The following is a 24,115-nucleotide window of genomic DNA, read 5'->3' as shown; positions in this document are numbered from 1 at the left end:
CCGCGGTTAGGCGGTCATGTTCCATAGCACGGTCTCGTGGCGCATCTGAGCGCTTTCGGGATTGATTGCCGCCATCAGAGCGGGTGCAAAATCTTGTTGCATGAAAGCAGCAGCCGCATCTTTGGCGGATTTCATATCTGCCCAGACAACATAATCCGTCCAGCGTCCATCTTCGCCCTGACTTAGTTGGCGATGGGCAAAGCCGGGGGCGGCGCGGACAAATGCTTCGGATGCTTGGCTCAGTTTCACGAACTGTTCGGGTTTTGTGCCCTCGGCAAGTGTGAAAGTGACGATTTCTGCGACATGGGTCATTTGGTTCTCCGTTGACCAAGTTTCGATATCGTCCTTCTAGGCCACTACAACTGACATAAACCTGTCAGTTGAGAAATGCGAGTCTGCAAAAAATGTGCGATCCGTTCAAATTCGCACGCGGATTTGATCTGGCGCACTTTTGCAATGGCCCTTACGGGCGTAGACACGGGGCCAGACATATTCCCGGCGCGCTGCGCCGACGTAGAAGGAGACAAGACATGCTCAACAATATTGGCCTTCCGGGTATCCTGCTCATTGCTGTTGTGGTTCTCGTACTATTTGGACGTGGCAAGATCAGCTCGTTGATGGGTGAAGTGGGTAAAGGCATCACCTCGTTCAAGAAAGGCATCAAGGAAGGTTCGGAAGAGCTGGAACAGGACGCCTCCGAGCTGGCTAAAGACGTCACCCCTGAGACCGACAAAGACAAGGTCTGAGCTTAGATGTTTGATCTGGGCTGGACCGAGCTTCTGGTCATCGGCATCGTTGCGCTGATCGTGGTGGGGCCGAAGGACCTGCCAGTGCTGTTTCGCAATGTCGGGCGGTTCGTCGGCAAGGCACGCGGTATGGCGCGTGAGTTCAGCACTGCGATGAACGAAGCGGCGGATGAAGCTGGCGTCAATGATATCAAGAAGGGCCTGAACGCGGCGACTAATCCGGTTAGTACCGCGATGGACGGGATCAACGAGGCCGCGCGTGACGTGGCCAAATCCATTGACCCGACCAAGTTCGACCCTGATAGCGAGACCGGCAAACTGGCTGCTGAACGGGCAGAGCAGGCAAAGAAGATCCAAGCCTCCACGGCCCGTGCGGCCGCTGAACGCAAGGCTAAGGAAGCTGCAGACGCGCTTGCAAAGGCGGAAGAGGCCGAAGCCGCGTTGAAAACTGAAAGCAAGTCATGACTAAAACCGACGAGATCGAGGACAGCTCGGCGCCTCTGATCGAGCATCTAGCCGAGCTTCGTACCCGGCTGATCCGGTCGGTGCTTGCCTTTATCGTGGGGATTGTTCTTGCCTTCATAGTGGCCGAACCGATCCTGCAGTTCTTAGTGCGTCCGATCGAGGCGACCCTGCGTGAGCTTGGTGATCCGTCACCAACACTGCAATACACCTCTCCACAGGAATACCTGTTCACACTGTTTCGGATATCGATGGTCTTCGGGTTTGCACTGGCATTCCCCGTGATCTCATATCAGCTGTGGCGGTTTGTAGCTCCTGGGCTTTACAAGTCCGAGAAGGGGGCTTTCCTGCCGTTTCTGATCGCATCGCCGTTTATGTTCCTGTTGGGAGCGGCTTTTGCGCAGTTTGTTGTGACGCCGTTGGCAATGCAGTTTTTTCTTGGGTTCGCAGATGTCAGTTCGATCTTTGCAAACCTACTGGCCCCGGCGGCCGATGATGTCCCGGAAGAGATCATTGTTGTTCCCGAAACAACCGAAGGCGTGAAAATCACCTTCTTCGGGAAGGTCAATGAATCTCTGGATATTACGCTAAAGTTTATTCTTGCCTTTGGCCTGTGCTTTCAGTTGCCGGTTCTGCTGACACTGATGGGCAAGGCTGGGCTGGTCTCGGCCGAGGGTCTGGGTGCCGTTCGCAAATACGCGATGGTCGGTATTCTGGTTCTGGCTGCTTTAGTGACACCACCAGATGTGATCACGCAGCTGATCCTGTTCACTGTGGTCTATGGACTATACGAAGTGTCAATCTTCCTTGTCGCCCGCGTCGAGAGAAAGCGCGAAGAACAACTGCGCGCCGACGGCTACTATGACGATGAAGAGGCCGAGGCGGATGCGGAAATGATGCAGGATTACGACGAGACAAAGTAGCCTGTATCCTGACTTCAAAAGGCGCGTCCACATTCGGCGCGCCTTTTTCATGCGCGGGCCTTGTTGTGTAGTTCGTAACATGGTTCAACTCAGCCGGAATACCCGGAGGAGCCGATGGACGATCAAGCCCTGAACCGTATCGCCGACGCGTTGGAACGCATGGCGCCCGCGCCGCTGGACGCACCCGATTTCAACACGGCCCCTGCATTTGTCTGGCATGTGGATCCGGACCGGCTGGTGCCCGTCTCTGAGGTTAACCGCGTCGATCTGGATCTGTTGGTCGGCATCAACCGATCCCGCGATACGCTGCTAGACAACACCCGCCGGTTCGCGGCTGGGTACAAGGCCAACAACGCGCTGCTCTGGGGCGCGCGAGGTATGGGAAAATCCAGCCTTGTCAAGGCAGTGCACGGTACTTTGCAAGCAGATCACCCGGATTTGAAACTTGTCGAACTACAACGGGAAGACATGTCCTCAGTCGCGCGTCTGCTGAACCACCTGAGGTTAGCGCCGCACCGGTTCATTCTGTTTTGCGATGACCTTTCGTTCAGCCACGATGATCAACACTATAAGTCACTCAAAGCTGTTCTGGATGGCGGCATCGAAGGTCGTCCGGAAAACGTGGTATTCTATGCCACTTCAAATCGCCGCCACCTGATGCCACGCGACATGATCGAAAACGAACGCTCCAGCGCTATTAATCCATCTGAGGCTGTTGAAGAAAAGGTATCCTTGTCGGACCGCTTCGGCCTGTGGTTAGGCTTTCACCCCTGCGATCAGGACGAATATCTCGCCATGATCGACCGCTACTGTGCCGCCCATGGCGTCACGATCGACCAGGAAATCCTGCGCGCCGAGGCCATCGAATGGCAAGCCACGCGAGGGGCTCGATCAGGTCGCGTGGCCTGGCAGTTCTTTGTCGATCTCGCCGGGCGCAACGGTGTCCACATCGCGTAAACCGCCTGCTTCATCTGGCCACAAATATCCCCGCCGTAGGCATGGCCCGTCAGGGCCAATCAAAGCCCGGCCACAATCCGCGCCGCCTCATCCGCGGGACTGGTCAGCGCCTCGCGGTCTTCACCGGGATGGAATCGTGCACGCACCGCTGTAGGCATCGGCGCGGGTTCAAGGATCGTAACCCGTGGACCTGTGCGAGCTGTCTCGGCTGCCCAACTACGGGCCAAAGCCATTTGCGCGGCTTTGGTGGCACCGTAGATGCCATAGAACTTTTCACCTGCCTTGGGATCATCAAAGAACACCGCGTGACCTGCATCGCCTAAAAGGGGCGACACATAGGGAATCAGAACCGAGGTGGCTGTCGCGTTAGTGCTGACCGCTTTGGTCCATTCCTTGGGGTCAACAAAGTTTGCTGGTGTCAGGGCCGAGGTATGGACAGCTGTATGCAGCCAAAGGTCAACCTTACCCCAGCGGTCGTGAATGCCACGGCAAAGTGTCGCCATTGCATTGGGATCGGAGATGTCCATCGGGGCCAAAGTGGCCGAGCCACCCTTGGCCTGAATGCGATCGTCCAGCTCTTCCAGCCCGCCTTGGGTGCGGGCGACGGCAACGATGTGATACTCGGGGGAAAGGGCTTCGGCCAGTGCCGCGCCCAGCCCGCGTGAGGCCCCGGTAATCAGGGCGATTTTGGTCTGATCGGTCATAGGTGGGGTTTGAACCCGTGCGCACAAGGCGTCAAGTCTGGATCAACTGCCAGGTATGTCGATCCTGCGGTTCTGGCCGCTTTGTCGCAGCACGACACCTTCCTCATCAATGGCGATCACCTTGCCCGAGGCGACACGGCTGCCTGGCTTTACTTTCTTTACCCGCCCCGAGGACAGACGAACCAGAGCGCGCAACTCGGACTTAGGGCCAAAAATGCCCAGAACAGAGACCGAGTTTTTCTTTAGCGCACCCGCTTGCGTTGCGGCGCTTTTGACCGTTGAATTTGCCATGTTCTGTGGCCGGATCGTGTGCCCGGGCCCTGCATTGTGAGTGGTTTACGGCGATCGGGTATCATGCGGCCGTTCGAACCAAAAGGGTTGCAATCTCATTTCCAATAGGTCGCTAACCCAGGTCGCCCAACCCTTTGCAAACGCATCTCGTTCAACAGAAAGTTGTCGGCGGATTCTGACCTATGAGTGCCACCCCACCTCAGGGAAATGACCTGTCGCTATCATTTGATTCGCCTGATCAGCCCGACGCCAGTTTGGCCGCGTTCCACGAACCGCCAACGACCTGCATATCCTCGCGTTTCTTGCTGACTCGGCTGCTGTTTTCAAGACTGTCCAGATAGTCCTCATCTACCCCGGTGATGTAGTTTCCATCAAAGCACGAACAGTCAAAGGATTCGATCTCGGGATTGCCTTCCTTGGCGGCCCAGATCAGATCGTCTAGATTCTGGTAGAACAGCGCATCTGCACCCAGCTCTTCACGGATTTCTTCGATCTCTTTACCATTGGCAACCAGTTCGGCCTTGGTGGGCATGTCGATTCCGTAGACATTAGGGTATTTTACGGGTGGAGAAGCGCTGGCGATGTACACCTTCTTTGCACCAGCCTCGCGGCACATCTGGACGATCTTCTTGATCGTATTGCCGCGCACGATCGAGTCATCGATCAGCAGCACATTATGTCCGTCGAATTCCAACGGCACGGCGTTCAGCTTACGGCGCACGGATTTTTGGCGCTCGGCCTGACCTGGCATGATAAAGGTTCGGCCTACATAGCGGTTCTTGACCAGCCCCTCTCGATAGGGAATGCCGGTAATCTTGGCAGCTTCAAGTGCGACGGGGCGGGCGCTATCTGGCACAGGGATGATCCGGTCGATCTCTAGCCCCGAATCCTGAATCTGCTTGGCGAGTGTTTGGCCCATGCGCATCTGGGTTTTGTAAACCGACACGCCATCCAGCAGCGAATCCGGACGTGCCAGATAGACATACTCGAAAATGCAGGGCGTCAGCTTGCCTTCGACGGCCTGGAACTCATGCATATTCCCGTCGAGATCGATCAGGATCGCCTCACCGGGTCGCAGATCGCGCAATTTGTCGAAACCATTGATGCCAAACGCCACGTCTTCCGAGGCAAAGGCGAAATCATCACCGTCACCGGGCGCTTCTCGCTTGGCGACTGACAGGGGCCGGATACCATACGGATCGCGGAAGGCGAGCATACCAACACCGGCGACCAGACAGATCACAGAATAAGCACCCTGCACCCGCTCCATGGTCATCTTCACACCTGCAAACAAGTTGCGGATCGGGTCGGCATTGCCATTGACCTTGATGGCGTCCGCTACCTTGTCGGCCAACACGTTTAGCAACACTTCGGAATCCGAGGTGGTGCGCAGGTGACGGCTGTATTTCGCGGTCACTTTTTCGCGCTGTTCTTCGGTGTTGGTGATATTGCCGTTATGGACAAGGTAAATTCCGTAGGGCGCGTTCACAAAGAAAGGCTGGGCCTCGGTGGCGCTTAGCGATCCTGCGGTGGGATAGCGGACGTGACCCATGCCGATCTTGCCCAGTAGGGTTTCAGCATCGCTGGCGTTGAAGACGTCCTTGACCAGACCATTGGCTTTTTTCTCGCGGAAGAATTCGCCGTTGTAGGTGACGATCCCCGAGGCGTCCTGACCCCGGTGCTGCAGCATCAGCAACCCGTCATAGATTTCCGCAAAGACATCATGTGTCCGGCTTGCGATCCCCAAAATCCCACACATACACGGGCTCCAATTTCTATGACTTGATCTGGCTGGTGTTCAGGTCGGATCGACTGCTACTGCGTATCTGATTGGGTTGTTGCAGCCGGAATGTATGGCATGCATGCACAAGCGCCAAAGCGGCCAATGCAGAATAGAACAAATACAGCAAGATCGGCAGCTCCGATTCCATGTCGGTTCGGCTCCGACATACTGCCTATTGCCGCGCGTGTCACCAAAGGATCACATTCGCGATTTGCCGCAGGCCTGAAATGCGCCGCTCGCGAGTTTAAGATGACAAATGAGCCGACCTGTGCTGTGCTTTAGGTCAGGCGTCTGCTCCAGATGCCCGATAGTTTGGGATGGAAAATAGCCATGTGGCAGCACAAGCAAAACAATCCCAAGGAAAAGCCCGTCAAGCGTCGGTGTCACCGATGCCGAGGATCAGGCCGTGCACCCTGTGAGATTTGCAAAGGATCTGGAACGGTCGTCAAAAGCCGCGACCAGTATGGCAAACCAATCTCAAGCCGCTGCGACGGGTGCTTTGGATTGAAAGCCATTCGCTGCAATATCTGCGGCGGTGAAGGGTTCGTTTGATTTTGGATGAATCTGACACAGAATATGCGAGCGCCGAATTTTAATGCTGAGAATGTTGTAAGGCGCGCTGTTTTTCCGTTTCCGACAGGTTTTTCTTACAAATGAGGCCAACCTAAACGCTGAAATGATCTTTGGGGTATCTGGTGATCCAAGTTCAGCAATTGATATCCGCATTGTAGGGCTTACCGGCTGTTCACTTGCTTTAGTTCGATGACCAATCGCCAACGCGAAACAGTTGCTTGCTGCTGGCTTCGACATTCAAAATGACTTGTTTGGCAAAAATCGAACGCAAAATTCAAAAACCGGCTATTGTCGGGGCCGGCACTATGATCAGCGCTGAGTATCTAGCAAAAGAAATTTGTTGAAGTCCTCTCGCGCTATCACTTTTAGCGATCGACTTCTTCCTAATCACTCCTTTGCACCCTGCTTTAGGAGGAACTGGTTCTTGAAATTCTTCAGCCCCGGCATGACGTCGGCCTTGGCAATATCGTTGCTTCCGTGGATTTCATGTTCCAGAAAATCTTTTAGTGCGTCGCTATCGTCGCTCACCAGCTCGATAATCAGATCATAACGACCTGCGACCCACAGGATGAATACAACACGTGGGTTTCTTTCAAGTCGCTCGGCCACCTGTCTTGGGGTCACGCCGGTCGCCACGTTCAAGCCAATCATCGCGTCAGTCGTGTATTCCGTTGCCACCGGATCCGACATCGCAACAATCCGCAGCATGTTGTTGTCTCGCAGTCCGCTCACCCTGTTGCGAATGGTTCCCTCCGACACATCCAGTTGCTGCGCAATTTCAGAAAATGCCATCCGACCATCCTGCTGTAAGAGCCGGATGATCTGCTGGTTTAAATCATCCTTGGGGGATCGAATGCTCTGGGCGGCACGCGCGTTCGGTTGCTTTTTGACTGACATAGGCCTGATGCTCGATTGCTGTATTCGCAGTCAAGGTTAAGAGAGCGCATCGAAATCCGCAATTAACTCTTAGGAATCCTCTGGAAGGAAGTGCGGAAAACGACATGATTTGATCTTCTCGCCACAGTTTCCGAAGGCCAGATCGCCGAAATTTCTATAATTTAATGCTGAATTTGTGGATCTAACAGCCAAAGCAACCAAAATATTCGAAATTCGTATCGCAATGCCGTTTTTTGACCAGATCACTTCTGATTCTTACTTGATACTCCAATTCATAAGCGAATATCGAAGTGGAATAGCCAAAATAATGCGATATTCGTAGATTGAAAATCTAAGCCCGTCGCGGCGGTACAGAGCCTGAAAATAGGCTATCCGCGAGAAACGGTGAATCCATGCGCATGCCGTTGGATCGGCGGACGCTGGTGTCAGTGTCGAAGGGAGGACAAATGACAATTGCCGAGCGAAAAGCACAGGCTTCTTGCGGGCCTCAGCACGGTCTGACCGCCGACGCATATCGCAGCGAGGAGTTCTGGCAACGGGAATGCCAGACGGTTCTGGCCAAGAACTGGGTGTTTGTTGGATTTGCCCACCAGATGAGTAACCCAGGCGATGCACAACCTATCACCTGTGCTGGTTTGCCACTGCTGGCGGTACGAGGTCGTGATGGCGACATTCAGGTGTTTCACAATGTTTGCCTGCACCGCTGCATGACACTGGTCGACAGGCCCAAGAATGTCGGCAAACTGATCCGCTGCCCCTATCATGCCTGGGCCTATGATCTGGATGGCCGCCTGCGGGCCGCTCCACATTTTGCAGGCACCGGCAAGCAAGAGTTCGACGGATTTGACATCAAAGAACATCGGCTGAAACCCGTACGCACTCATGTCTGGCATGACTGGATATTCGTTAATCTGGATGGGAACGCGCCTGAATTCGAAGACTATGCCGCGCCATTGATGAACCAGTTGTCGGGGATGGATTACAGCAAATTGGAACCCATTGGCCTGCTCGATTTTGGTGAGATCGACACCAACTGGAAGCTGATAATGGAGAACTTTATCGAGCCTTACCACGTCCAGTTTGTACATTCCTCGACGACGGATCAGCCGTTGGAGGATCACTATACTATCATTGATGGTACCTGCATCGGTAGTGCCGTCGACCTAGAGGAAGAGTTGGGCACATCCGGCAGCTTGGGTGTGAGCTCGCGCTATCTGACGCTGTATCCCAACTTTATCCTGGGCCGCTATTTCCCGGATCAGCTGGGCGTCTATCTTAACGTGCCCATCGGTCCCGGAAAGATGCGCCAATACCGAGCGCTCTACACCACTGAAGGCCAAAAGTTGAGCGCTGTGGAAATAGAGGCCCTCAGAAACCTCTGGTGGGACGTCCACAAGGAAGATCACGAGATGGTTGAACGCATGTTTGAGGGCCGCAAATCCCCGGTCGCCGAAGATGGGGGCCTGTTGTCGCCTGCCTGGGAAGATAGCGTGCGCGCCTTTCAAGATTTGATCGAGCGCGACGTGGCCGGCGCATAAGTAAGAAGGAACAAGACCAATGAGCAACTCCATATCCAAAGGGTTTCGTCTGGCTCATACGATGATGCGGGTCACAGACATGGAGAAGTCGCTGGATTTCTATTGCGGAATCTTGGGCATGGAAGTGCTGCGGCGCACGGATTATCCCGAAGGGAAATTCACCAATACGTTTATCGGTTATGGGCCTGAGGCTGAGTTTCCCACGCTGGAGCTGACCGCCAATTGGGATCAGGACACGCCTTATGACAAGGGCGACGGTTGGGGCCATATCTGCATTGAAACTCCAGACGTTTACGCCGCCTGCGAGCAACTGGCAGCAGCCGGTGTGAATATCACCCGCCCGCCGGGGCCTATGAAAAATGGCACAAGGGTCATCGCCTTCTGCGAGGATCCTGACGGTTACAAGGTCGAATTGAACGAATCCATACTGAAACACTTGGCGCAGGAAGGCTGACCCAATGGGTGATACACCTCAACTTTTCAAATTCGATCTGGTTCAGAAACGCTACGACACGATGGGCGACAGCGATACGTACATTAAACCGATGGTGACCAGCGAGTTCAGCAAATCCATGTGCGGCGGCATCAACGTTCTGAACAACATCAAGGTGCCGTGGGATCTGACCTGCGACGAGATCATTTATTGCCTCGAGGGGACGTTCCGATTGGTCTGTGAGGGCAAAAGCTATGTCTGCAATCGTGGTGACGTGCTGTTTGTCCCCAAGGACAATCACATTTCCTACGAGGCGGACGGCAAATGCGTGATCTTCTATGCCGCCTACCCACACAACTGGAAACAACTGGCGGGGATCACACAAGTTCCCGGCATAGACCCTGACGATTTTGTCCCCGGCTGAACATTTTTCCGCCGCGTGACTGAGCAAACGAAACCTAAACCAACACCGAGGTGTCACCTCGGTGAAACAAATCCGATTGTCATTTGATGGGAGGACGCCGAATGCCCAAGGACAATGCCAATGCCCGTATTTACTACGAGACATTTCACGACGCTGTAGAGCGGAACCGCCCGCGTATCCCAGAAGTTCAACAACGTTTGGAAGAGGCCGGCGTCAAATATGTGATGGCTGCCTGGATCGACCTGCACGGCATTCCAAAAACCAAGCCCGTCCCGATGAGCGATTTTGAACCGCTATGCCTCGGGAAAGGACCGCAATTTGCGGTGCATTCGATTTCTTACGTGCCCGAACTGAGCCCCGCTGACAGCGATCAGGTGGTGGTGCCGGATCTTGACGCCGTCTACGTCTGTCCGTGGGACACATCGATGGCAATCATCTTCTCCGATCTGTATTGGGAAGACGCGCCATATAACGTCTGCCCGCGTCAGGCCCTGAAACGCGCCATGCACGAGGCTGCGCTGGAAGGATACACAGGCTATGCCGGTGTTGAGCCCGAGTTCATCGTGATGAAATACGACGATGCTGGCCAACCAGTGAAAGCCTTTGACGACGACCCTGCTATCGGGGTCCGTCCACGCCGTCAGGCATTTGGCTATGACGTTGAATACTCGATCGACTCGATGGCATTTTTGAAAGACATGATCGACATCATCGAAGGTCTGGGTTGGAACCTGCATGACGTAGTCGCCGAGGGTGCGTATTCACAATTCGAACTGGATTTTCACTATACCAACATGCTGGAGATGTCCGACCGTCTGGCGTTTCTGCGGATCACCTTGAAAGAGGTGGCAAAAAAGCACGGGATGTTCGTAACCTTTATGCCAAAACCGACAGTTGGCGACTGGCGATCGGGTGCGCATATCAACATGTCGATGCAACATGAAAGCCGCCCCGGTGAAAACATCTTTGAAACCCCCGACGGGGAATGGAGCGACGAAAGCCGCTGGGCCGTTGGCGGGTTGATGCAGCACGCCGAAGCGATCACCGCGATCACCTGTCCGACGGTGAATTCCTATAACGGGTTGGTGCCTCGTGTCGGTGGGTTTGAGGGTGGGACTGTCACCTGGGCCCCGACCAATATCACCTATGGTTTCAACAATCGCTCTGCCCAGTTCCGCCTGCCGCAAAGCCGCCATTGCATCGAAAACCGCGCCTGCGATATGACCATGAACGTCTATCTGGCGATGGCGATGCACCTGAGTTGCAGTGTCAAGGGGATCAAACACAAGATCGACCCAGGCAAACCAACGGATTTTGATCTCTACTCAAAAACCGAAGCTGAACTTGCTGAACTGGGGATCCGTCGATTGCCTCGCACTCTGTTCAATGCGATCGAGGCTTTACGGGGCGACACCATGGCAGAACATGTGATGGGACCCGTGATGCGTAAGTCCTATCTAGAATACAAAAATGATGAGTGGGAGCGATACCACCAATCGGTCACCGATTGGGAAGTGCAGGAATACCTTCGGCTCTACTAAAAGCGGGAAGGGCCAGACAATGGCGGATTATCAGATCTACGAGTTGGGTGACCTTCCGCTCTTGTCGGGTGAGATGCTCAAGGATGCCAAACTCGCCTATCAGACCTACGGCACATTGTCTGTGGCAGGTGACAATGTCATCGTCCTGCCGACATTTTACACCGGCACAAATACCCGCAACGAAGGCTTCTTTGGTCCGGGTCGCGCGATTGATCCGGCGCGGCATTTCATCGTCAGCCCCAACCTGTTTGGCAATGGACGTTCGTCATCACCATCGAATACGCCTGCACCGCAGGACGGGCCGCGGTTTCCGCTGGTACAAATGTGGGACAACATTGCTGCCCAGCACCGGTTGGTCCACGAACATCTGGGGATCGAAAAAATCGCCCTTGTCGCGGGTTGGTCTATGGCGGGCTGTCAGTCCTACCAGTGGGCAGCGCAATACCCGGACATGGTTCAGGCGATTCTGCCATTCTGTGCCTCAGCCAAAACTTCTCCACACAATTTCGTCTTCCTCGAAGGGGTTAAGGCCGCCCTTTGCGCGGATAAAAATTGGAATGGTGGCAACTATGCTAGCCCACCCGAAGCAGGGCTGAAGGCCTTTGGGCGAGTTTACGCAGGTTGGGCTTTCTCTCAGACCTTTTATCGCGAGGGACTTTATCGGCAGATGGGTTTTGAAACTATCGAGGAGTTGTTGCAGGATTGGGAGCGTGATCATGTGCAGGGCTGGGATGCCAACGACCTGTTGGCAAAGCTTGCAACTTGGCAGGCAGGCGATATCTCTGCCGGACCGCTTTACAATGGGGATTACAAACTGGCACTGGGTGCCATCAAAGCTCGTGCCATCCTGATGCCTTGCACGCAGGATTTATATTTTCCACCAGAAGACAATGAAATTGAAGACAGCTTCATGCCCAACGCCATCTTCCGCCCGTATCATTCGCCCTGGGGCCATTGCGCTGCAAACCCAGGAAGTGACAAGGGCTTCACGACGCAGCTAGATGCCAATATTCGTGAACTTCTTGAAAGTTAGCGCTTGTTGAAAAACTACGGGGCAGTAGAAATTCACAAATCACCCGTTTCTTCCTTCGAATGAAGGGCAAAACAACCGCAGCCAAAACGCAAACTGTTGGCTTTGAACTGTTTGGCTTATTTCTTCAACGTTCAAAAGTCCGCTTTATTACGTGCAGCAGTCGCTAATACCAACCGTTACACTGGTCCAATTGAGCTCACAGCTACACTGCGCACTTGTCGTAGACCAGCTAGCATGGTCTGTGACAAGAGCCGGAACGGGGTGGATTAATCACCTCGTTCCTTATTACAGGCCTAAAGGGCGTGATCAGCCGTCGGAAGCGTCCGTCGAATTATCTGCAGTGCAGCTTGCGACCAGCTCCTCGTACTGAGCGGTGACCCAGCCCAGCGCGGCTTCGGGGTTTTGTTCTTCGATCTTGCCGCTGAACTGTTCAAAGACTTTTGCCGAGCGGCTTACGTCGACCATCGTGTAAGACTGGCCGGTCATTACGGTGTCGTAGACAAAAAAGGCTATCGCAACCAGCAGGATGCCGCGTGCGATGCCGAAGAAGAACCCAAGTGCCTGATCCAGACCACCGATCGCCGAACGCTGAACCAGAGAAGAGAACAGCGGTGTAAAGATACTGACCACGATCAAGGCAACAGCAAAAACGGCGGCAAAGCCGGTGATAACCGAAAGCTCACAACTGTCGCGCAGGAATTCTCCGACGACGGGCACTTCTTTGACCAGTGGCACGGCCTGCGGCGCGAAGATGAAGGCCAGGACGGCAGCGGCAACCCAGCCAGCGATGGCGAGAACCTCGCGCATGAAACCACGCGAATAGGCCAACAAGCCCGACAGCACGATGATCAGGGCCACAACCCCGTCAATTATTGTAAAACCTTCCATGGCCCTCGCCTGTTCGTTTTCTGCCTCTCAAGGCGCAACTTTAACCTGCTCCGAACGTTTCGCCAACAAACCCCACCAAATCAGAGGGTCGGGTGAGTGTCAGACCTGCCACAGTGCCAGTTTTGCCACCCGCCGGAGCAATTGCCGCTGTGAAACCAAGTTTTTGCGCTTCTTTCAACCTGTTTTCTGTCTGAGGGGCCGGTCTAAGTGCCCCAGATAGCGAGATTTCTCCGAAAACGACAGTATCGGCGGGTAGGGCAGTATCTTCACGGGCACTTAGCAGTGCAGCTGCCACGGCGAGGTCTGCGGCAGGTTCGCTGACTTTTAGTCCGCCGGCGACGTTTAGATAGACATCGAGCCCAGCAAAGGGAATGCCGCAGCGGGCCTCGAGCACCGCAAGGATCATCGCAAGACGTCCGCTATCCCAGCCCACAACGGTACGGCGGGGCTGCGAATGAGGCGATGGAGCAACCAGCGCTTGCAACTCGACCAGCACGGGGCGGGTACCTTCAATGCCTGCGAACACCGCCGAACCGGGGCTCGGTGTGCCGCGTTCGGAAAGGAAGAGGGCCGAGGGGTTGGTGACCTGCGCCAAGCCCTTGCCGGTCATCTCAAAAACGCCAATCTCATCTGCAGGGCCAAAGCGGTTCTTTACCGCGCGCAGAATACGAAATTGATGGCCGCGTTCGCCTTCGAAATAGAGCACTGTGTCGACCATATGTTCGACCACACGCGGACCTGCGATCTGGCCTTCTTTGGTGACATGGCCGACCATGATGATCGAAACGCCGTGGCGTTTGGCAAAAGTGGTCAGTTCATGCGCGGCGGCACGAACCTGCGAAACTGAGCCTGGTGCGCTGTCTACATTGTCTGCCCACATGGTCTGGATCGAGTCGATGATGGCGAGGCCGGGTTTTTCGGCCTCTAGCGTAGTGAGGATATCCCGCAAATTGGTTTCGGCTGCCAGTTGAACGGGAGATTCTTCCAAACCCAACCGACGTGCACGCATCCTGACCTGCGCACTGGCTTCTTCACCTGAGACATAGATTGTTTTGATACCGTTGCGCGCGAAGCGCGCGGCAGCTTGCAGCAGGAGGGTTGATTTGCCGATGCCGGGATCGCCCCCCACCAATAGGGCCGAGGCAGGGACGAGGCCGCCACCGAGGACACGATCGAGTTCTTCAACTCCACACAAGGTGCGGGGCGGGGGTGTCTCCTCGGTCGAAAGATCGGAGAGCGTGATCGACTGGCCACGCTTGCCGCCCAGCGATTTCTTGGCCGGTCCAGCGGAGAGGGGCGCTTCCTGAATGATAGTGTTCCATTCGCCGCAGCCATCGCAGCGGCCGGACCATCTTGTATGTGAGGCACCGCAGGCGGAGCAGGTGAAGGATTGTGTCTTTGCCATGTCGCCCTTCGTGCCCGAGGAAGGGCGGTTCTTCAAGCCCTCGCAGGCTTTCCTCACCGCCGATAACGTGCCGCGTCCTCAGGCCCTGCGGACCATCGTTCGCGACAGGCGCTGATCGCGCCTATTCCGCAGCCCGCGGCGGGGTCATGGCAACCACGCTGGCGGGGGATTTATCGTCGTTAGGCGATTGCAGTTGTGCCGAGAGTTCGGGCAGCAGGTCGAACAACTCGTCCCTTAGCCGCGCCAGTTGGGATTTGGCGATGGATTCTTCGATCTCGATATCTCGGGTCCATTGGCGCAGTTCGTGTTGGATAATCTGGGCCTCTTCTATGCGATGCTGAAACTGCTCGATCTCTTCCTGCCTTTGCTGCAGGAAGGTTCGGGCGCGCGAAACCTTCGCCTCGGAATAGGTATCGGCAAGCTCCTGGCTGATCTGGCTCATCTGAGCGGCCAGTTCCAGTACCTGCGGTTCCAACGATTGCAGATCGGGGTGATCGCGCAGAAAGGCCATACGTTCTTTCACAGCGTCGAATTCAGAGGACAGTGCAAAGGCGCCGCTGCGGTCGGCGGCATGGGCGACCTGATAGGCCCCGGCCACGTCCTGCATGTTCATTGTGAACTTCCGATGGGTGTTTTCAAGCGCCATCATGCGCGCGTTTGATGGCAGGTAGAAGACCAGCATCAGGATCAGGGCGGTCAATCCGGCCTGAACATATAGACCTGCGTCAATCGTTGCACCGGTGCTGAGACCGGCCTGCAGCGAGAGCCAGGGCAGGATGCCAAATGCAGATAAAACGGTGGTCGTCACCGCGAACAATGCTGCGGCGCAGATCAGGAAAAAGGTTAGTCTTAATAATGCATTCTGAAATTGTAATGTTATTGTGTGGAGGGCGGCCATGATCGTCGTTCTCCTTCTTCAACCGGTACAAAAACCGGGCCGAAGCGGAAGGTTAAACAGACGTAAAGTAATCCGCTACGGACCCGAAAACTACAAAATTTACTGCTCGAAATATAAAGATGATACTCAGAAATCTGTTTTCAATCAATTAGGTCTGAGGTTTTCGTGATCCGGATGTCATCTCTGTAATGTGGCCCAAGGCAAGCGAAGCGAGAATGCAGCCGGTGAACAGGTAGAGACCCCACGCGGTTTCGATGGTCGCGTAGGAGATGCCCTTGGCCAGTGTGATGTAAAGCGCGATGAGGAAGATATCGGCCATCGCCAATTTGCCCAGGATGTTGAGCGCGGGTTGGACCCGTGGGTCCAACATATCCCATTGGACCAGCGCAGTGCCGATGGTTTTGATGTAGGGCGCGAAGAGGGCGAAGACGGTGACGACCAGCGCGAGGAAGATGTCGGATTTCCACAAGGACTGGAGCCCGGTGATGACGCTTATTTCGCTGAGACCGAAGATCGGCAATAGCCCTGCCCGCATCAGCGGGGCGAACCACGCGATGGGGTAGAGGATCAGGAGTGAAAGGGTGGCGAGGCGGAGATTCATATGTACTTATTGGGTGTTCCGCCGCCTATCGGGCGACGCGTTTCAGTTATGTGTTAGCTTAATTAAACAATTCAAACTCGTTTTTGTCAGTGGGGAGACCTCAGATGCCAGCTTTTGTGGCTTTCAAGTCAATTGTTGATCCTTCGGATTGCGACTTTCTGGGGCATATGAATGTCTCGCGGTACTTTGCGGCTTGCTCAGATTCGGTGTTTGCTATCCAATCGGAGATGGGATTGAACGCAGACGATATGCGTTCGGGACGGAAGTTATCATTTGCGGTGGTACATGCGGAGAGTAGTTTCCTCGCCGAACTTCGAGCGGGGGAGGCTATTCAGATGGAGAGTGAGGTACTAGAGATAGGTGGGAAGTCGGTCACCTTCCGACACAGATTGCTGCGCTCTGCCGACAGAAAAACTGTATTCTCAACAGTGTTCAAATGCGTCTTGTTAAATCTCGAATCTCGAAAAGCCGAATTGCTTCCAGATGAGGTTGTCGCAAGCGCGAAAAACTGGCTAGAGAGTGAGAAAGATTAACGCACTGCCTCAATCGGCCCCTCTGCACTCCCGCTGATGAACTGCTCCACATAAGGATCACCCGAGGCGTCCATCTGTCCGACCGGCCCGGTCCACTGGATCACGCCCCCGTGCAGCATGGCGACGTTGTCGGCAATCGCGCGGACCGAGCTCATGTCGTGGGTGATGGTCATCGCGGTGGCGCCCATCTCGGTCACGATTTCACGGATCAGGTCATTGATGACGCCGGACATGATCGGGTCCAATCCTGTGGTGGGCTCGTCGAAAAAGATGATCTCGGGTTCGGCGGCGATGGCGCGGGCGAGGCCGACGCGTTTTTGCATTCCGCCCGACAGTTCTGCCGGGAACCGGTCGGCGACGTTGGCTTTCAGGCCCACGCGACGCAATTTCTCGATGGCGATTTCACGGGCTTCCTCTACCGGGCGCTTCAGCGAGCCCCGCAACAGGCGGAAAGCGACGTTTTGCCAGACGGGCAGCGAGTCAAACAACGCGGCCCCCTGAAACAGCATCCCGAAACGGGCCAGAAACGCGTCGCGGTCGCCTTTGGTGGCGTCTTTGCCGTCGACATAGATCATGCCGCTGTCAGGCTTTATCAGGCCAAGGATGCATTTCAGCGCCACGGATTTACCGGTGCCCGAACCACCGATGATAACCATTGAGGTAGCCTTGGGAATCTCAAGGTTCATGCCTTGTAAGACGTGGTTGTCGTCAAAGGCTTTATGTACGTTCTCCATCCGGATCATAGCGAGAAGAACACCCCTGTGAGGACAAAATTGGCGGCGAGGATAAGGACGGCGGCGGCCTCGACCGAGCCTTTGGTGGCGCGGCCCACGCCCTGCGCGCCGCGGCCCGAGGACATGCCGTAGTAGCAGCCCATGATGGCGGCGATCACGCCGAAGGCCGCGCCTTTGACCAGCGACGAGACGATGTCGCGTAGCTCAAGGAAATCAACGGTGTTTTTTAGATAGGCCGCCGGGTTGAAGCCCAGATTTTTCGTGGCGACGGTGTAACCGCCTGCAATGCCGATGATATCTCCGACCGCGACAAGTGCGGGTACCGTGATCAGTGCCGCCAGCACGCGCGGGGCGGTGAGGTATTTCATCGGGTGGGTGGAGAGCGTGACCAAAGCATCAATCTGCTCGGTCACTTTCATCGTCGCAATCTCGGCGGCGATCGAAGACGTCACGCGGGCGGCGATCATCAGGCCGACCAGCACCGGTCCAAGCTCTCGCACCATGCCAATGGCGACGATCTGGGGCACCACAGCTTCGGCATTGAAACGCGCGCCACCGGCGTAGATCTGCAGCGCGAGTGCGCCGCCAGTGAAGATGGCGGTCAGACCGACCACGGGCAGGGACAGCCAGCCGATATTCAGCAAGGCGATGCCGAACTCGCGTGGATAAAACGGCGGTCGGAAAATATGCGAAACCGCGTCGAGCGCGAACAGCGCGACGCGGCCAAACGCGGCCAGCATGTTCAGTATGGCGCGTCCCAGCTCACCCAGCAATGAGATGGGGCTCATTCCACGTAGCCTCGGGAATAGCGGCTGCCGAGTGAAGTCAGTATCTCATAACCGATGGTTCCGGCGGCTTCGGCCAGATCATCGACGGTTTGGTGCCCGTTCAGGATACGCAGGCGTTCAGGAGTGTATGGCAAGTCGGTAACATCCACGGTGATCAGGTCCATCGAGATACGTCCTACCACCGGGCAGGGCTGATCACCAGCGAATGCGTCAATGCCGCCGCCAATGGCACGATGCAGCCCATCGGCATAACCTGCCGCCACGGTTGCGATCTTGGACGGCCGGCGCGCGGTCCAACTGTTTCCGTAGCCTACGGTTTCGCCGACGGAGACATCGCGCACCTGGATGATGGGCAGATCGACGGTCACAACCGGTTTGGCCCCGGCAAAGGGCAGCCCGCCATACAAGCCGATCCCCGGACGACAGAATTCAAAGTGAAATTCGGGTCCCATCAATGTGCCTCCGGTGGCTGCAAGCGAACGCGGTGCATCCACCCCATCAGTCATTTGTTTGAAAGTCCGCAACTGCTGCTGATTCATCGGATGTTCCGGTTCATCCCCGCAAGCCAGATGAGACATAACCACTAGCGGATTCAGCGCAAGGGCCTCATGGCGCAGTTCTGCCCAATCAGCAGGCTCAAGCCCCAGACGGTTCATTCCACTGTCAAGTTGAATGCCGAAGCGGTGGTCGGGCAATGCCTCTCGATGGCGTTTGAACTGTTCGGGGGAGTTGAGCAGAGGTGTCAGAGCATGATTGCGCAACAGATCAGCGTCGCCCTCCATATGGCCTGAAAAGACCGCGACAAGTGGCCCGGGGCCAACCGCCTCACGTACGACCGCACCTTCTTCGGCGACAGCGACAAAAAACTTGCGCACCCCTTCTTCGGCCAAAGCCCAAGCGACGGGTTCGGCACCCAATCCGTAGGCGTCGGCCTTTACGACAGCCCCGGTTTCGACGTTGGTTTTTGCGTCGAGCGCACGCCAGTTATGTGTCAGTGCGTGCAGATTAATCGTAAGATGTGCGGTACTCATAAAAGCTGTTCATGCCATTGTGCGGCCGACGTCAAGGGGGGGATTGATCTAATTTTTGCCTGGTTTGTGCGCTTCATAAGCTGCTTCTAGCTCAGAACGCAGGAAATTTCCGAATATCAGGGGGTTGTACCTGGGATGACCAGTGCCAGGTAGAGGTTGAACGATTGTATTCACATGCGGATCAAAGAAGAAGGGAACGCTGTATCGTTCACGCCCTGAGCGATTGATAACGCGGTGAGGTGTTGACATGAGCTGACCGTTGCTCATGCGGTGCAACATGTCGCCCACATTCACGACAAACGCATCCGGGTTTGTCGGAACATCGACCCAGTTTCCCGCTGCTGTCTGAACCTGCAATCCGCCGACCTGATCCTGGGCAAGCAAGGTCAGGCATCCGAAATCCGTATGCGGCGCAGAACCGAACAGGTCGTCCGGACTGGCCTTGGGCTGCGGTGGATAGTGCAGAAGGCGCAACCAGATAGTAGGCTCGTCAAAGGCCGATAGGATCGAGAAATCAGTGGCCCCGCACGCCAAAAGTGCAATCCTCATCAGTCGGCGGCCCAATCCGGACATGACCTCGACATAGGTCTCAAGTGTATCACGGAACTGCGGCAATTCTGGCCAGCGATTGGGGCCAGAGAGATAGATATTCGGATCAACGGATGCGTCCTCGCGCATCATCATGAAACTGGCGGATTGATTGGGTTTGGTGACATCAGCGAGGGAGGAGTTCACATCCGTCGACGTATTGATGGCAATATAGCCGCGATGGGTTGTATCGACCGCGATTGCTTGTTTTTCGGACAATGGCAATGCGTGAAATTGCCTGGAGGCTTCGAAGACAGCTTGAATCAGGGCTTGGTCGATACCGTGATCAACAATATATCCAAAGCCGGTTGTTCCGTAGGCAGCGCGGAAATCGTTGGCGATTTCCTCGTCATATCGTTCACCCAGTCGCACGACCGGGATTTCTGTGAATTCTGTCATTTCTCTCTCGCTTTGTTGGGATGGTTTCAGGGGCGAAGCGTGCCCCCGATCTATCCCGCAAAGCGTTTGCGGCGATGCCCGTAGTGGCGTGCGAGTATGACGCGAGGTGGCAAAGGTTGAAGAGAATAACGCATGGCAGGTTTAGTTCATTGAGATATGGTAAACGTCAATATCCATCGATCTGACCTTCCTGCTGCCAAGGTTTGACCAGATTTCCGAAGCGGGTGAACTGGGCTTCAAACGAAAGCTCTACTGTGCCTATGGGGCCGTGGCGTTGCTTGCCGACGATGACTTCGGCTTTGCCATGCAGGCGCTCCATGGCTTGCTTCCACTCTTCCATCTTTTCCAACTCGTGATCGCCGGGTTTCTCGCGTTCTTTGTAGTATTCCTCGCGGAATACGAACATGACCACGTCAGCGTCCTGTTCGATCGATCCTGATTCCCGAAGGTCTGACAGTTGTGGGCGCTTGTCGTCGCGGTTTTCCACCTGACGGCTGAGCTGTGACAGGGCAATGACCGGGATGTTCAGTTCCTTGGCGATGGCCTTCATGCCCATCGAAATCTCGGCAATCTCGTTGACCCGGTTCTCAGCCATGCCCCGGCAGAGTTGCAGATAGTCGATGACCAGCAAATCCAACCCATGCGTACGCTTCAACCTCCGCGCACGCGCTGCAAGCTGAGAGATCGGGAGGGCGGGGGTGTCGTCAATGAACAGCGGGCAGGCTTCTAATTCCTTGGCCGCATCCACAAAGCGACGGAACTCGGATTCTGTCATGTCGCCTTGGCGGATCTTGTGCGAAGAAATCTCCGAGGCTTCGGCCAGTACACGTCCCGCGAGTTGTTCGGCGCTCATCTCCAGCGAGAAGAACCCGACGACACCGCCGTCAACTGCGCCTTCGCTGCCATCGGGTTTCTGCCCGCGCTTGTAAGCCTTGGCCACGTTGAACGCGACGTTGGTCGCCAATGAGGTTTTACCCATCGACGGACGCCCGGCCAGAATGATCAGGTCAGACGGGTGCAACCCGCCTAATTGCTTGTCGAGATCGGCCAGACCGGTGGAAATCCCCGCCATGCCGCCACCGCGCTGGTACGCCTCGTTGGTGACGTTGACGGCTTCTGTGACCGCCTTAAGGAAGGATTGAAAACCTTGTTCGGTCTGGCCCTGCTCGGATAACTGATAAAGCTGTTGTTCGGCCTCGACGATTTGTTCCTTGGGTTCACTGGCCACATCGACCCGCGCTGCCTTGTCCGAAATGTCCCGGCCCAGGCGGATTAATTCGCGTCGGATGGCAAGGTCATAGATCATCTGGGCGTAGTCATGCACAGCAAAGGCACTGATTGAAGCGCCCGCCAGTTTTACCAGATAGGCCGGACCACCCAGTTCTTTCAGACCCTCATCTTCAGCCATGAATGATTTTAGCGTGACGGGTGAAGCCAGCGCATTTTTTGCGATACGAGTTGATGCGACTTCGTATATGCGCGCATGAACCGGATCATAGAAATGCTCAGCCCCAATAATCGATGCGACGCGATCATACAGATCGTTGTTCGTCAGAATCGCACCCAGAAGCTGCTGCTCGGCCTCGATGGAGTGCGGCATTGTTTCCGGATTCTGAATCTGTGCGGCTGCCTGCTCGATACTGCTGATCTCGTTCATTGCTGCTCTCTATGCCCCTTGGGCATGTTCCATAGCCGAGCCCCGTGAGTCGGGGCAAATTGTATGTTTTTGGGGATAGGCTGTGCATATCTCCAGACCCCATCATATTGAAGGATGATGAGGTTGTTCGTCAACATATTGTACGATTGGATCGCATTGCGCGATAATTGTTTCCAAGGCGCACACAGATGCCGTTGCGCTAGCTTTTGTGGGCTTCCTGCCATGCACGTGGGTCGTTGAGGAAGGCCTCGACCCCGTCCAGCGTCTCATTGTCGAACGCTTTCTGCACCTTAGCCTCTGCCAGCACATCCCACCAGGTGCAAAGGCTGTGCAGCTTTACGCCATGATCGCCCAGTGTCTTCTCGGTTTCGGGGAAAATGCCATAGTAGAAGATTACTGCGGTATGGCCGCAGGTCGCACCCGTCTCACGGATCGCATCAACAAAAGACAGTTTCGAGCCGCCATCGGTGGTCAGATCCTCAACCAGCAGCACACGTTCGCCCTCGGTCATCGCGCCCTCGATACGGGCATTGCGGCCATAGCCTTTGGGTTTCTTACGCACATAGGTCATTGGCAGGGCCATGCGCTCGGCAACCATGGCCGCGAACGGGATGCCTGCAGTCTCGCCGCCAGCGATGTTGTCGAATGCCTCGAAACCGGCCTCACGCATCACTGTGACAGTCAGGAAGTCCATCAGGGTTGAGCGGATGCGCGGGTAGGAGATTAGCTTGCGGCAGTCGATATAGGTCGGGCTGGGCAGGCCGGATGCCAGTGTAAAGGGCTCGCGCGAGTTGAAATGAACCGCCTTGATCTCCAGCAGCATCCGCGCAGTCAGGCGGGCGATTTCGGTGCTGTCGGGGAAAGAACTGGGGATCATGGCGCAAACCTCTGGTCTGGAAGGGTGTCGCAGGCTGATAGCCCGTCCTCTGGCCCAGAGTCGAGGGGGCTGACCAAAAGAAAAGCGGACCCCCAAGAGGTCCGCTTTGCCCTTACGGGCGGCAGAGCGCCAAGGTGGGCTTAGCTGCTCATATCGTAGGCGCGTTCCCCATGTACTGAGAGGTCGAGCCCGTTTGTTTCGGTCTCGGCGTCTACGCGAAGCGGGGTGATGAGTGCAACCACCTTAACCAACACAATCGTGACAACTGCCGTAAAGGCACCCACGATGACCAAGCCGCCCAGTTGCGCAGTCCAAGTTCCCAGACCGAAAAGTGCAATCATCAGAGTACCAAAGATACCCCCGACACCGTGAACGGCGAAAACGTCCAGCGTGTCGTCGATGTTCAGCTTATTACGGATCACATTGACGGCCTCCTGACACAGGATACCGGCAACCGCACCGATGATCAGAGCCTGAACCGGACCCACAAAGCCCGAGGCCGGGGTGATCGACGCCAGACCAGCAATGGTGCCAGTAACAAGGCCGACCATCGAGGCTTTGCCAAAACGGATGCGCTCCCATAACGCCCATGTCAGCGACGCTGTTGCGGCAGACAGATGGGTGACAGTCATGGCCATCGCTGCGCCGCCGTCGGCAGCCAGTTGTGAACCGCCATTGAAACCGAACCAACCGACCCACAGCATTGCAGCGCCCACCATTACATAGCCGGGGTTATGTGGAGGTGTCGTGCGATTGCGCCGCGGTCCAAGGATAACTGCGATGATCAGCGCGGCCAGGCCGGCGGTTTCGTGGACGACAATGCCACCCGCAAAGTCGCGCACGCCGATTTCGCCAAGAATGCCTCCGTCCGCCAGCATGCCGCCGCCCCAGATCCAATGGACAACGGGCGCATAGCACAGCAGCATCCAAAGCGCCGAAAAGGTGAGGACAAAGCCAAAGCCAACACGCTCCACATATGCGCCGATGATCAGGGCAGGGGTGATGATGGCGAAGGTCATCTGGAAAGCGAAGAACAGCACTTCGGGTAAGGTTCCCGCAAGGCTGTCAGCGTCAACGCCGATCAGGAACGCTTTGCCCAAACCACCCCAGAGGCCGTTTTCACCCGGTCCGAAGGCGATCGAATACCCTGCGACCAGCCACAGAATGCTCATCAAACAGGCAATCGAGAAGCAGTGCATGAAAACGCTGAGTACATTTCGGGCACGCACAAGCCCACCATAGAACAGGGCAAGACCCGGCAGTGTCATGAACAGGACCAGTGCTGTTGCCACAATGATCCACGCTGTATCGGCTCCGTTCATGGGCCGCTCTCCTTTCCCTATTGGGGTGTCGGATGAGCAATCCAATTCTACCTCCGACACCGCTTGAGTGGTGTGGAGCGGGTTGAAGC

At 55.7% G+C, this 24,115-nt stretch carries 28 protein-coding genes; 10 read left to right on the top strand and 18 right to left on the bottom strand.

Annotated features, from left to right (window positions below):
- Nucleotides 1-6 precede the first annotated feature (6 nt).
- On the bottom strand, nt 7-312 hold the full coding sequence (locus tag ACRZ91_RS04370; RefSeq protein WP_010440382.1) for a hypothetical protein: 306 nt from the start codon (nt 310-312) through the stop codon (nt 7-9).
- A gap of 218 nt (nt 313-530) precedes the next feature.
- Between ACRZ91_RS04370 and ACRZ91_RS04365 the strand changes: the two genes are divergently transcribed.
- From ACRZ91_RS04365 to ACRZ91_RS04350, 4 genes are all read left to right on the top strand, one after another.
- Nucleotides 531-746 (top strand): twin-arginine translocase TatA/TatE family subunit, encoded by a 216-nt coding sequence (locus tag ACRZ91_RS04365; RefSeq protein WP_010440381.1) that lies wholly within the window; start codon nt 531-533, stop codon nt 744-746.
- A gap of 6 nt (nt 747-752) precedes the next feature.
- Nucleotides 753-1,211: a Sec-independent protein translocase protein TatB gene (gene tatB, locus ACRZ91_RS04360; RefSeq protein ID WP_170470712.1), complete on the top strand. Its 459-nt coding sequence runs from the start codon at nt 753-755 to the stop codon at nt 1,209-1,211.
- On the top strand, nt 1,208-2,131 hold the full coding sequence (gene tatC / locus ACRZ91_RS04355) for a twin-arginine translocase subunit TatC (protein ID WP_170773947.1): 924 nt from the start codon (nt 1,208-1,210) through the stop codon (nt 2,129-2,131). Before tatB ends, tatC begins: the two co-directional genes overlap by 4 nt.
- Nucleotides 2,132-2,245: 114 nt before the next feature.
- Complete coding sequence (locus ACRZ91_RS04350) at nt 2,246-3,088, top strand: ATP-binding protein (protein ID WP_480651604.1); 843 nt, start codon at nt 2,246-2,248, stop codon at nt 3,086-3,088.
- A gap of 59 nt (nt 3,089-3,147) precedes the next feature.
- Here ACRZ91_RS04350 and ACRZ91_RS04345 read toward each other — a convergent pair whose 3' ends face one another.
- The 6 genes from ACRZ91_RS04345 to ACRZ91_RS04320 form a co-directional block, all read right to left on the bottom strand.
- Nucleotides 3,148-3,792, bottom strand: a complete 645-nt coding sequence (locus tag ACRZ91_RS04345; RefSeq protein WP_170540132.1) for an SDR family NAD(P)-dependent oxidoreductase — start codon at nt 3,790-3,792, stop codon at nt 3,148-3,150.
- 42 nt (nt 3,793-3,834) lie between these two features.
- Nucleotides 3,835-4,083, bottom strand: coding sequence for a hypothetical protein (locus tag ACRZ91_RS04340; protein ID WP_029621843.1), 249 nt, complete (start codon nt 4,081-4,083; stop codon nt 3,835-3,837).
- A 238-nt stretch (nt 4,084-4,321) separates the two neighbouring features.
- Nucleotides 4,322-5,842 carry an amidophosphoribosyltransferase gene (gene purF / locus ACRZ91_RS04335; protein WP_170540129.1) on the bottom strand — a complete coding sequence of 507 codons (1,521 nt, stop codon included), beginning with the start codon at nt 5,840-5,842 and terminating at the stop codon, nt 4,322-4,324.
- A 16-nt stretch (nt 5,843-5,858) separates the two neighbouring features.
- On the bottom strand, nt 5,859-6,014 hold the full coding sequence (locus tag ACRZ91_RS04330) for a hypothetical protein (protein ID WP_010440374.1): 156 nt from the start codon (nt 6,012-6,014) through the stop codon (nt 5,859-5,861).
- Nucleotides 6,015-6,343: 329 nt separating this feature from the next.
- On the bottom strand, nt 6,344-6,676 hold the full coding sequence (locus ACRZ91_RS04325) for a hypothetical protein (RefSeq protein WP_480902872.1): 333 nt from the start codon (nt 6,674-6,676) through the stop codon (nt 6,344-6,346).
- Nucleotides 6,677-6,826: 150 nt separating this feature from the next.
- On the bottom strand, nt 6,827-7,294 hold the full coding sequence (locus ACRZ91_RS04320; RefSeq protein ID WP_480903384.1) for an Lrp/AsnC family transcriptional regulator: 468 nt from the start codon (nt 7,292-7,294) through the stop codon (nt 6,827-6,829).
- 488 nt (nt 7,295-7,782) lie between these two features.
- On the opposite strand from ACRZ91_RS04320, the gene ACRZ91_RS04315 reads away from it, so the two are divergent.
- From ACRZ91_RS04315 to ACRZ91_RS04295, 5 genes are all read left to right on the top strand, one after another.
- Complete coding sequence (locus tag ACRZ91_RS04315) at nt 7,783-8,874, top strand: aromatic ring-hydroxylating oxygenase subunit alpha (protein ID WP_480902870.1); 1,092 nt, start codon at nt 7,783-7,785, stop codon at nt 8,872-8,874.
- A 19-nt stretch (nt 8,875-8,893) separates the two neighbouring features.
- Entirely contained in the window at nt 8,894-9,328 is a 435-nt protein-coding gene (gene gloA / locus ACRZ91_RS04310) for a lactoylglutathione lyase (protein WP_010440370.1), read from the top strand.
- 4 nt (nt 9,329-9,332) lie between these two features.
- Complete coding sequence (locus tag ACRZ91_RS04305; protein WP_170470699.1) at nt 9,333-9,731, top strand: cupin domain-containing protein; 399 nt, start codon at nt 9,333-9,335, stop codon at nt 9,729-9,731.
- Nucleotides 9,732-9,832: 101 nt separating this feature from the next.
- The gene (locus ACRZ91_RS04300) at nt 9,833-11,272 is read left to right on the top strand and encodes a glutamine synthetase family protein (RefSeq protein ID WP_170540120.1); all 1,440 of its coding nucleotides are present in this window, start codon (nt 9,833-9,835) and stop codon (nt 11,270-11,272) included.
- 19 nt (nt 11,273-11,291) lie between these two features.
- On the top strand, nt 11,292-12,305 hold the full coding sequence (locus ACRZ91_RS04295) for an alpha/beta fold hydrolase (RefSeq protein WP_480902867.1): 1,014 nt from the start codon (nt 11,292-11,294) through the stop codon (nt 12,303-12,305).
- A gap of 306 nt (nt 12,306-12,611) precedes the next feature.
- Here the strand turns inward: ACRZ91_RS04295 and ACRZ91_RS04290 are convergent, their stop codons facing one another.
- The 4 genes from ACRZ91_RS04290 to ACRZ91_RS04275 form a co-directional block, all read right to left on the bottom strand.
- Nucleotides 12,612-13,193, bottom strand: a complete 582-nt coding sequence (locus ACRZ91_RS04290) for a CvpA family protein (RefSeq protein WP_480902864.1) — start codon at nt 13,191-13,193, stop codon at nt 12,612-12,614.
- Nucleotides 13,194-13,233: 40 nt separating this feature from the next.
- Complete coding sequence (gene radA, locus ACRZ91_RS04285) at nt 13,234-14,598, bottom strand: DNA repair protein RadA (RefSeq protein WP_170470696.1); 1,365 nt, start codon at nt 14,596-14,598, stop codon at nt 13,234-13,236.
- 121 nt (nt 14,599-14,719) lie between these two features.
- Nucleotides 14,720-15,496, bottom strand: a complete 777-nt coding sequence (locus tag ACRZ91_RS04280) for a DNA repair protein (protein WP_480902862.1) — start codon at nt 15,494-15,496, stop codon at nt 14,720-14,722.
- 148 nt (nt 15,497-15,644) lie between these two features.
- Nucleotides 15,645-16,097 (bottom strand): paraquat-inducible protein A, encoded by a 453-nt coding sequence (locus tag ACRZ91_RS04275; protein WP_480902859.1) that lies wholly within the window; start codon nt 16,095-16,097, stop codon nt 15,645-15,647.
- A gap of 104 nt (nt 16,098-16,201) precedes the next feature.
- Here ACRZ91_RS04275 and ACRZ91_RS04270 point away from each other — a divergent pair, with 104 nt between their 5' ends.
- Nucleotides 16,202-16,630, top strand: coding sequence for an acyl-CoA thioesterase (locus ACRZ91_RS04270; RefSeq protein ID WP_480902857.1), 429 nt, complete (start codon nt 16,202-16,204; stop codon nt 16,628-16,630).
- Here ACRZ91_RS04270 and ACRZ91_RS04265 read toward each other — a convergent pair.
- From ACRZ91_RS04265 to ACRZ91_RS04235, 7 genes are all read right to left on the bottom strand, one after another.
- Complete coding sequence (locus tag ACRZ91_RS04265; RefSeq protein ID WP_480902854.1) at nt 16,627-17,373, bottom strand: ABC transporter ATP-binding protein; 747 nt, start codon at nt 17,371-17,373, stop codon at nt 16,627-16,629. The genes ACRZ91_RS04270 and ACRZ91_RS04265 overlap by 4 nt on opposite strands.
- Nucleotides 17,370-18,152 carry an MlaE family ABC transporter permease gene (locus ACRZ91_RS04260; RefSeq protein ID WP_480902852.1) on the bottom strand — a complete coding sequence of 261 codons (783 nt, stop codon included), beginning with the start codon at nt 18,150-18,152 and terminating at the stop codon, nt 17,370-17,372. The genes ACRZ91_RS04265 and ACRZ91_RS04260 overlap by 4 nt, the downstream gene beginning before the upstream one ends.
- Nucleotides 18,149-19,183, bottom strand: coding sequence for an alanine racemase (gene alr / locus ACRZ91_RS04255; protein ID WP_480902849.1), 1,035 nt, complete (start codon nt 19,181-19,183; stop codon nt 18,149-18,151). Before alr ends, ACRZ91_RS04260 begins: the two co-directional genes overlap by 4 nt.
- Before the next feature lie 48 nt (nt 19,184-19,231).
- Complete coding sequence (locus tag ACRZ91_RS04250) at nt 19,232-20,170, bottom strand: isopenicillin N synthase family dioxygenase (RefSeq protein ID WP_480902848.1); 939 nt, start codon at nt 20,168-20,170, stop codon at nt 19,232-19,234.
- 166 nt (nt 20,171-20,336) lie between these two features.
- A complete protein-coding gene (locus ACRZ91_RS04245) occupies nt 20,337-21,827 on the bottom strand; it encodes a replicative DNA helicase (protein WP_170470688.1) in 1,491 nt (496 codons plus the stop codon).
- A 199-nt stretch (nt 21,828-22,026) separates the two neighbouring features.
- Complete coding sequence (locus ACRZ91_RS04240; RefSeq protein WP_170540091.1) at nt 22,027-22,704, bottom strand: orotate phosphoribosyltransferase; 678 nt, start codon at nt 22,702-22,704, stop codon at nt 22,027-22,029.
- Between the two features lie 140 nt (nt 22,705-22,844).
- Nucleotides 22,845-24,026, bottom strand: coding sequence for an ammonium transporter (locus ACRZ91_RS04235; protein ID WP_170540088.1), 1,182 nt, complete (start codon nt 24,024-24,026; stop codon nt 22,845-22,847).
- Nucleotides 24,027-24,115 lie beyond the last annotated feature (89 nt).

Source organism: Ruegeria sp. O11 (assembly GCF_056535285.1).
Note: the sequence above shows the minus strand (reverse complement) of the source record. Positions and strands in the feature narration are given on the sequence as shown.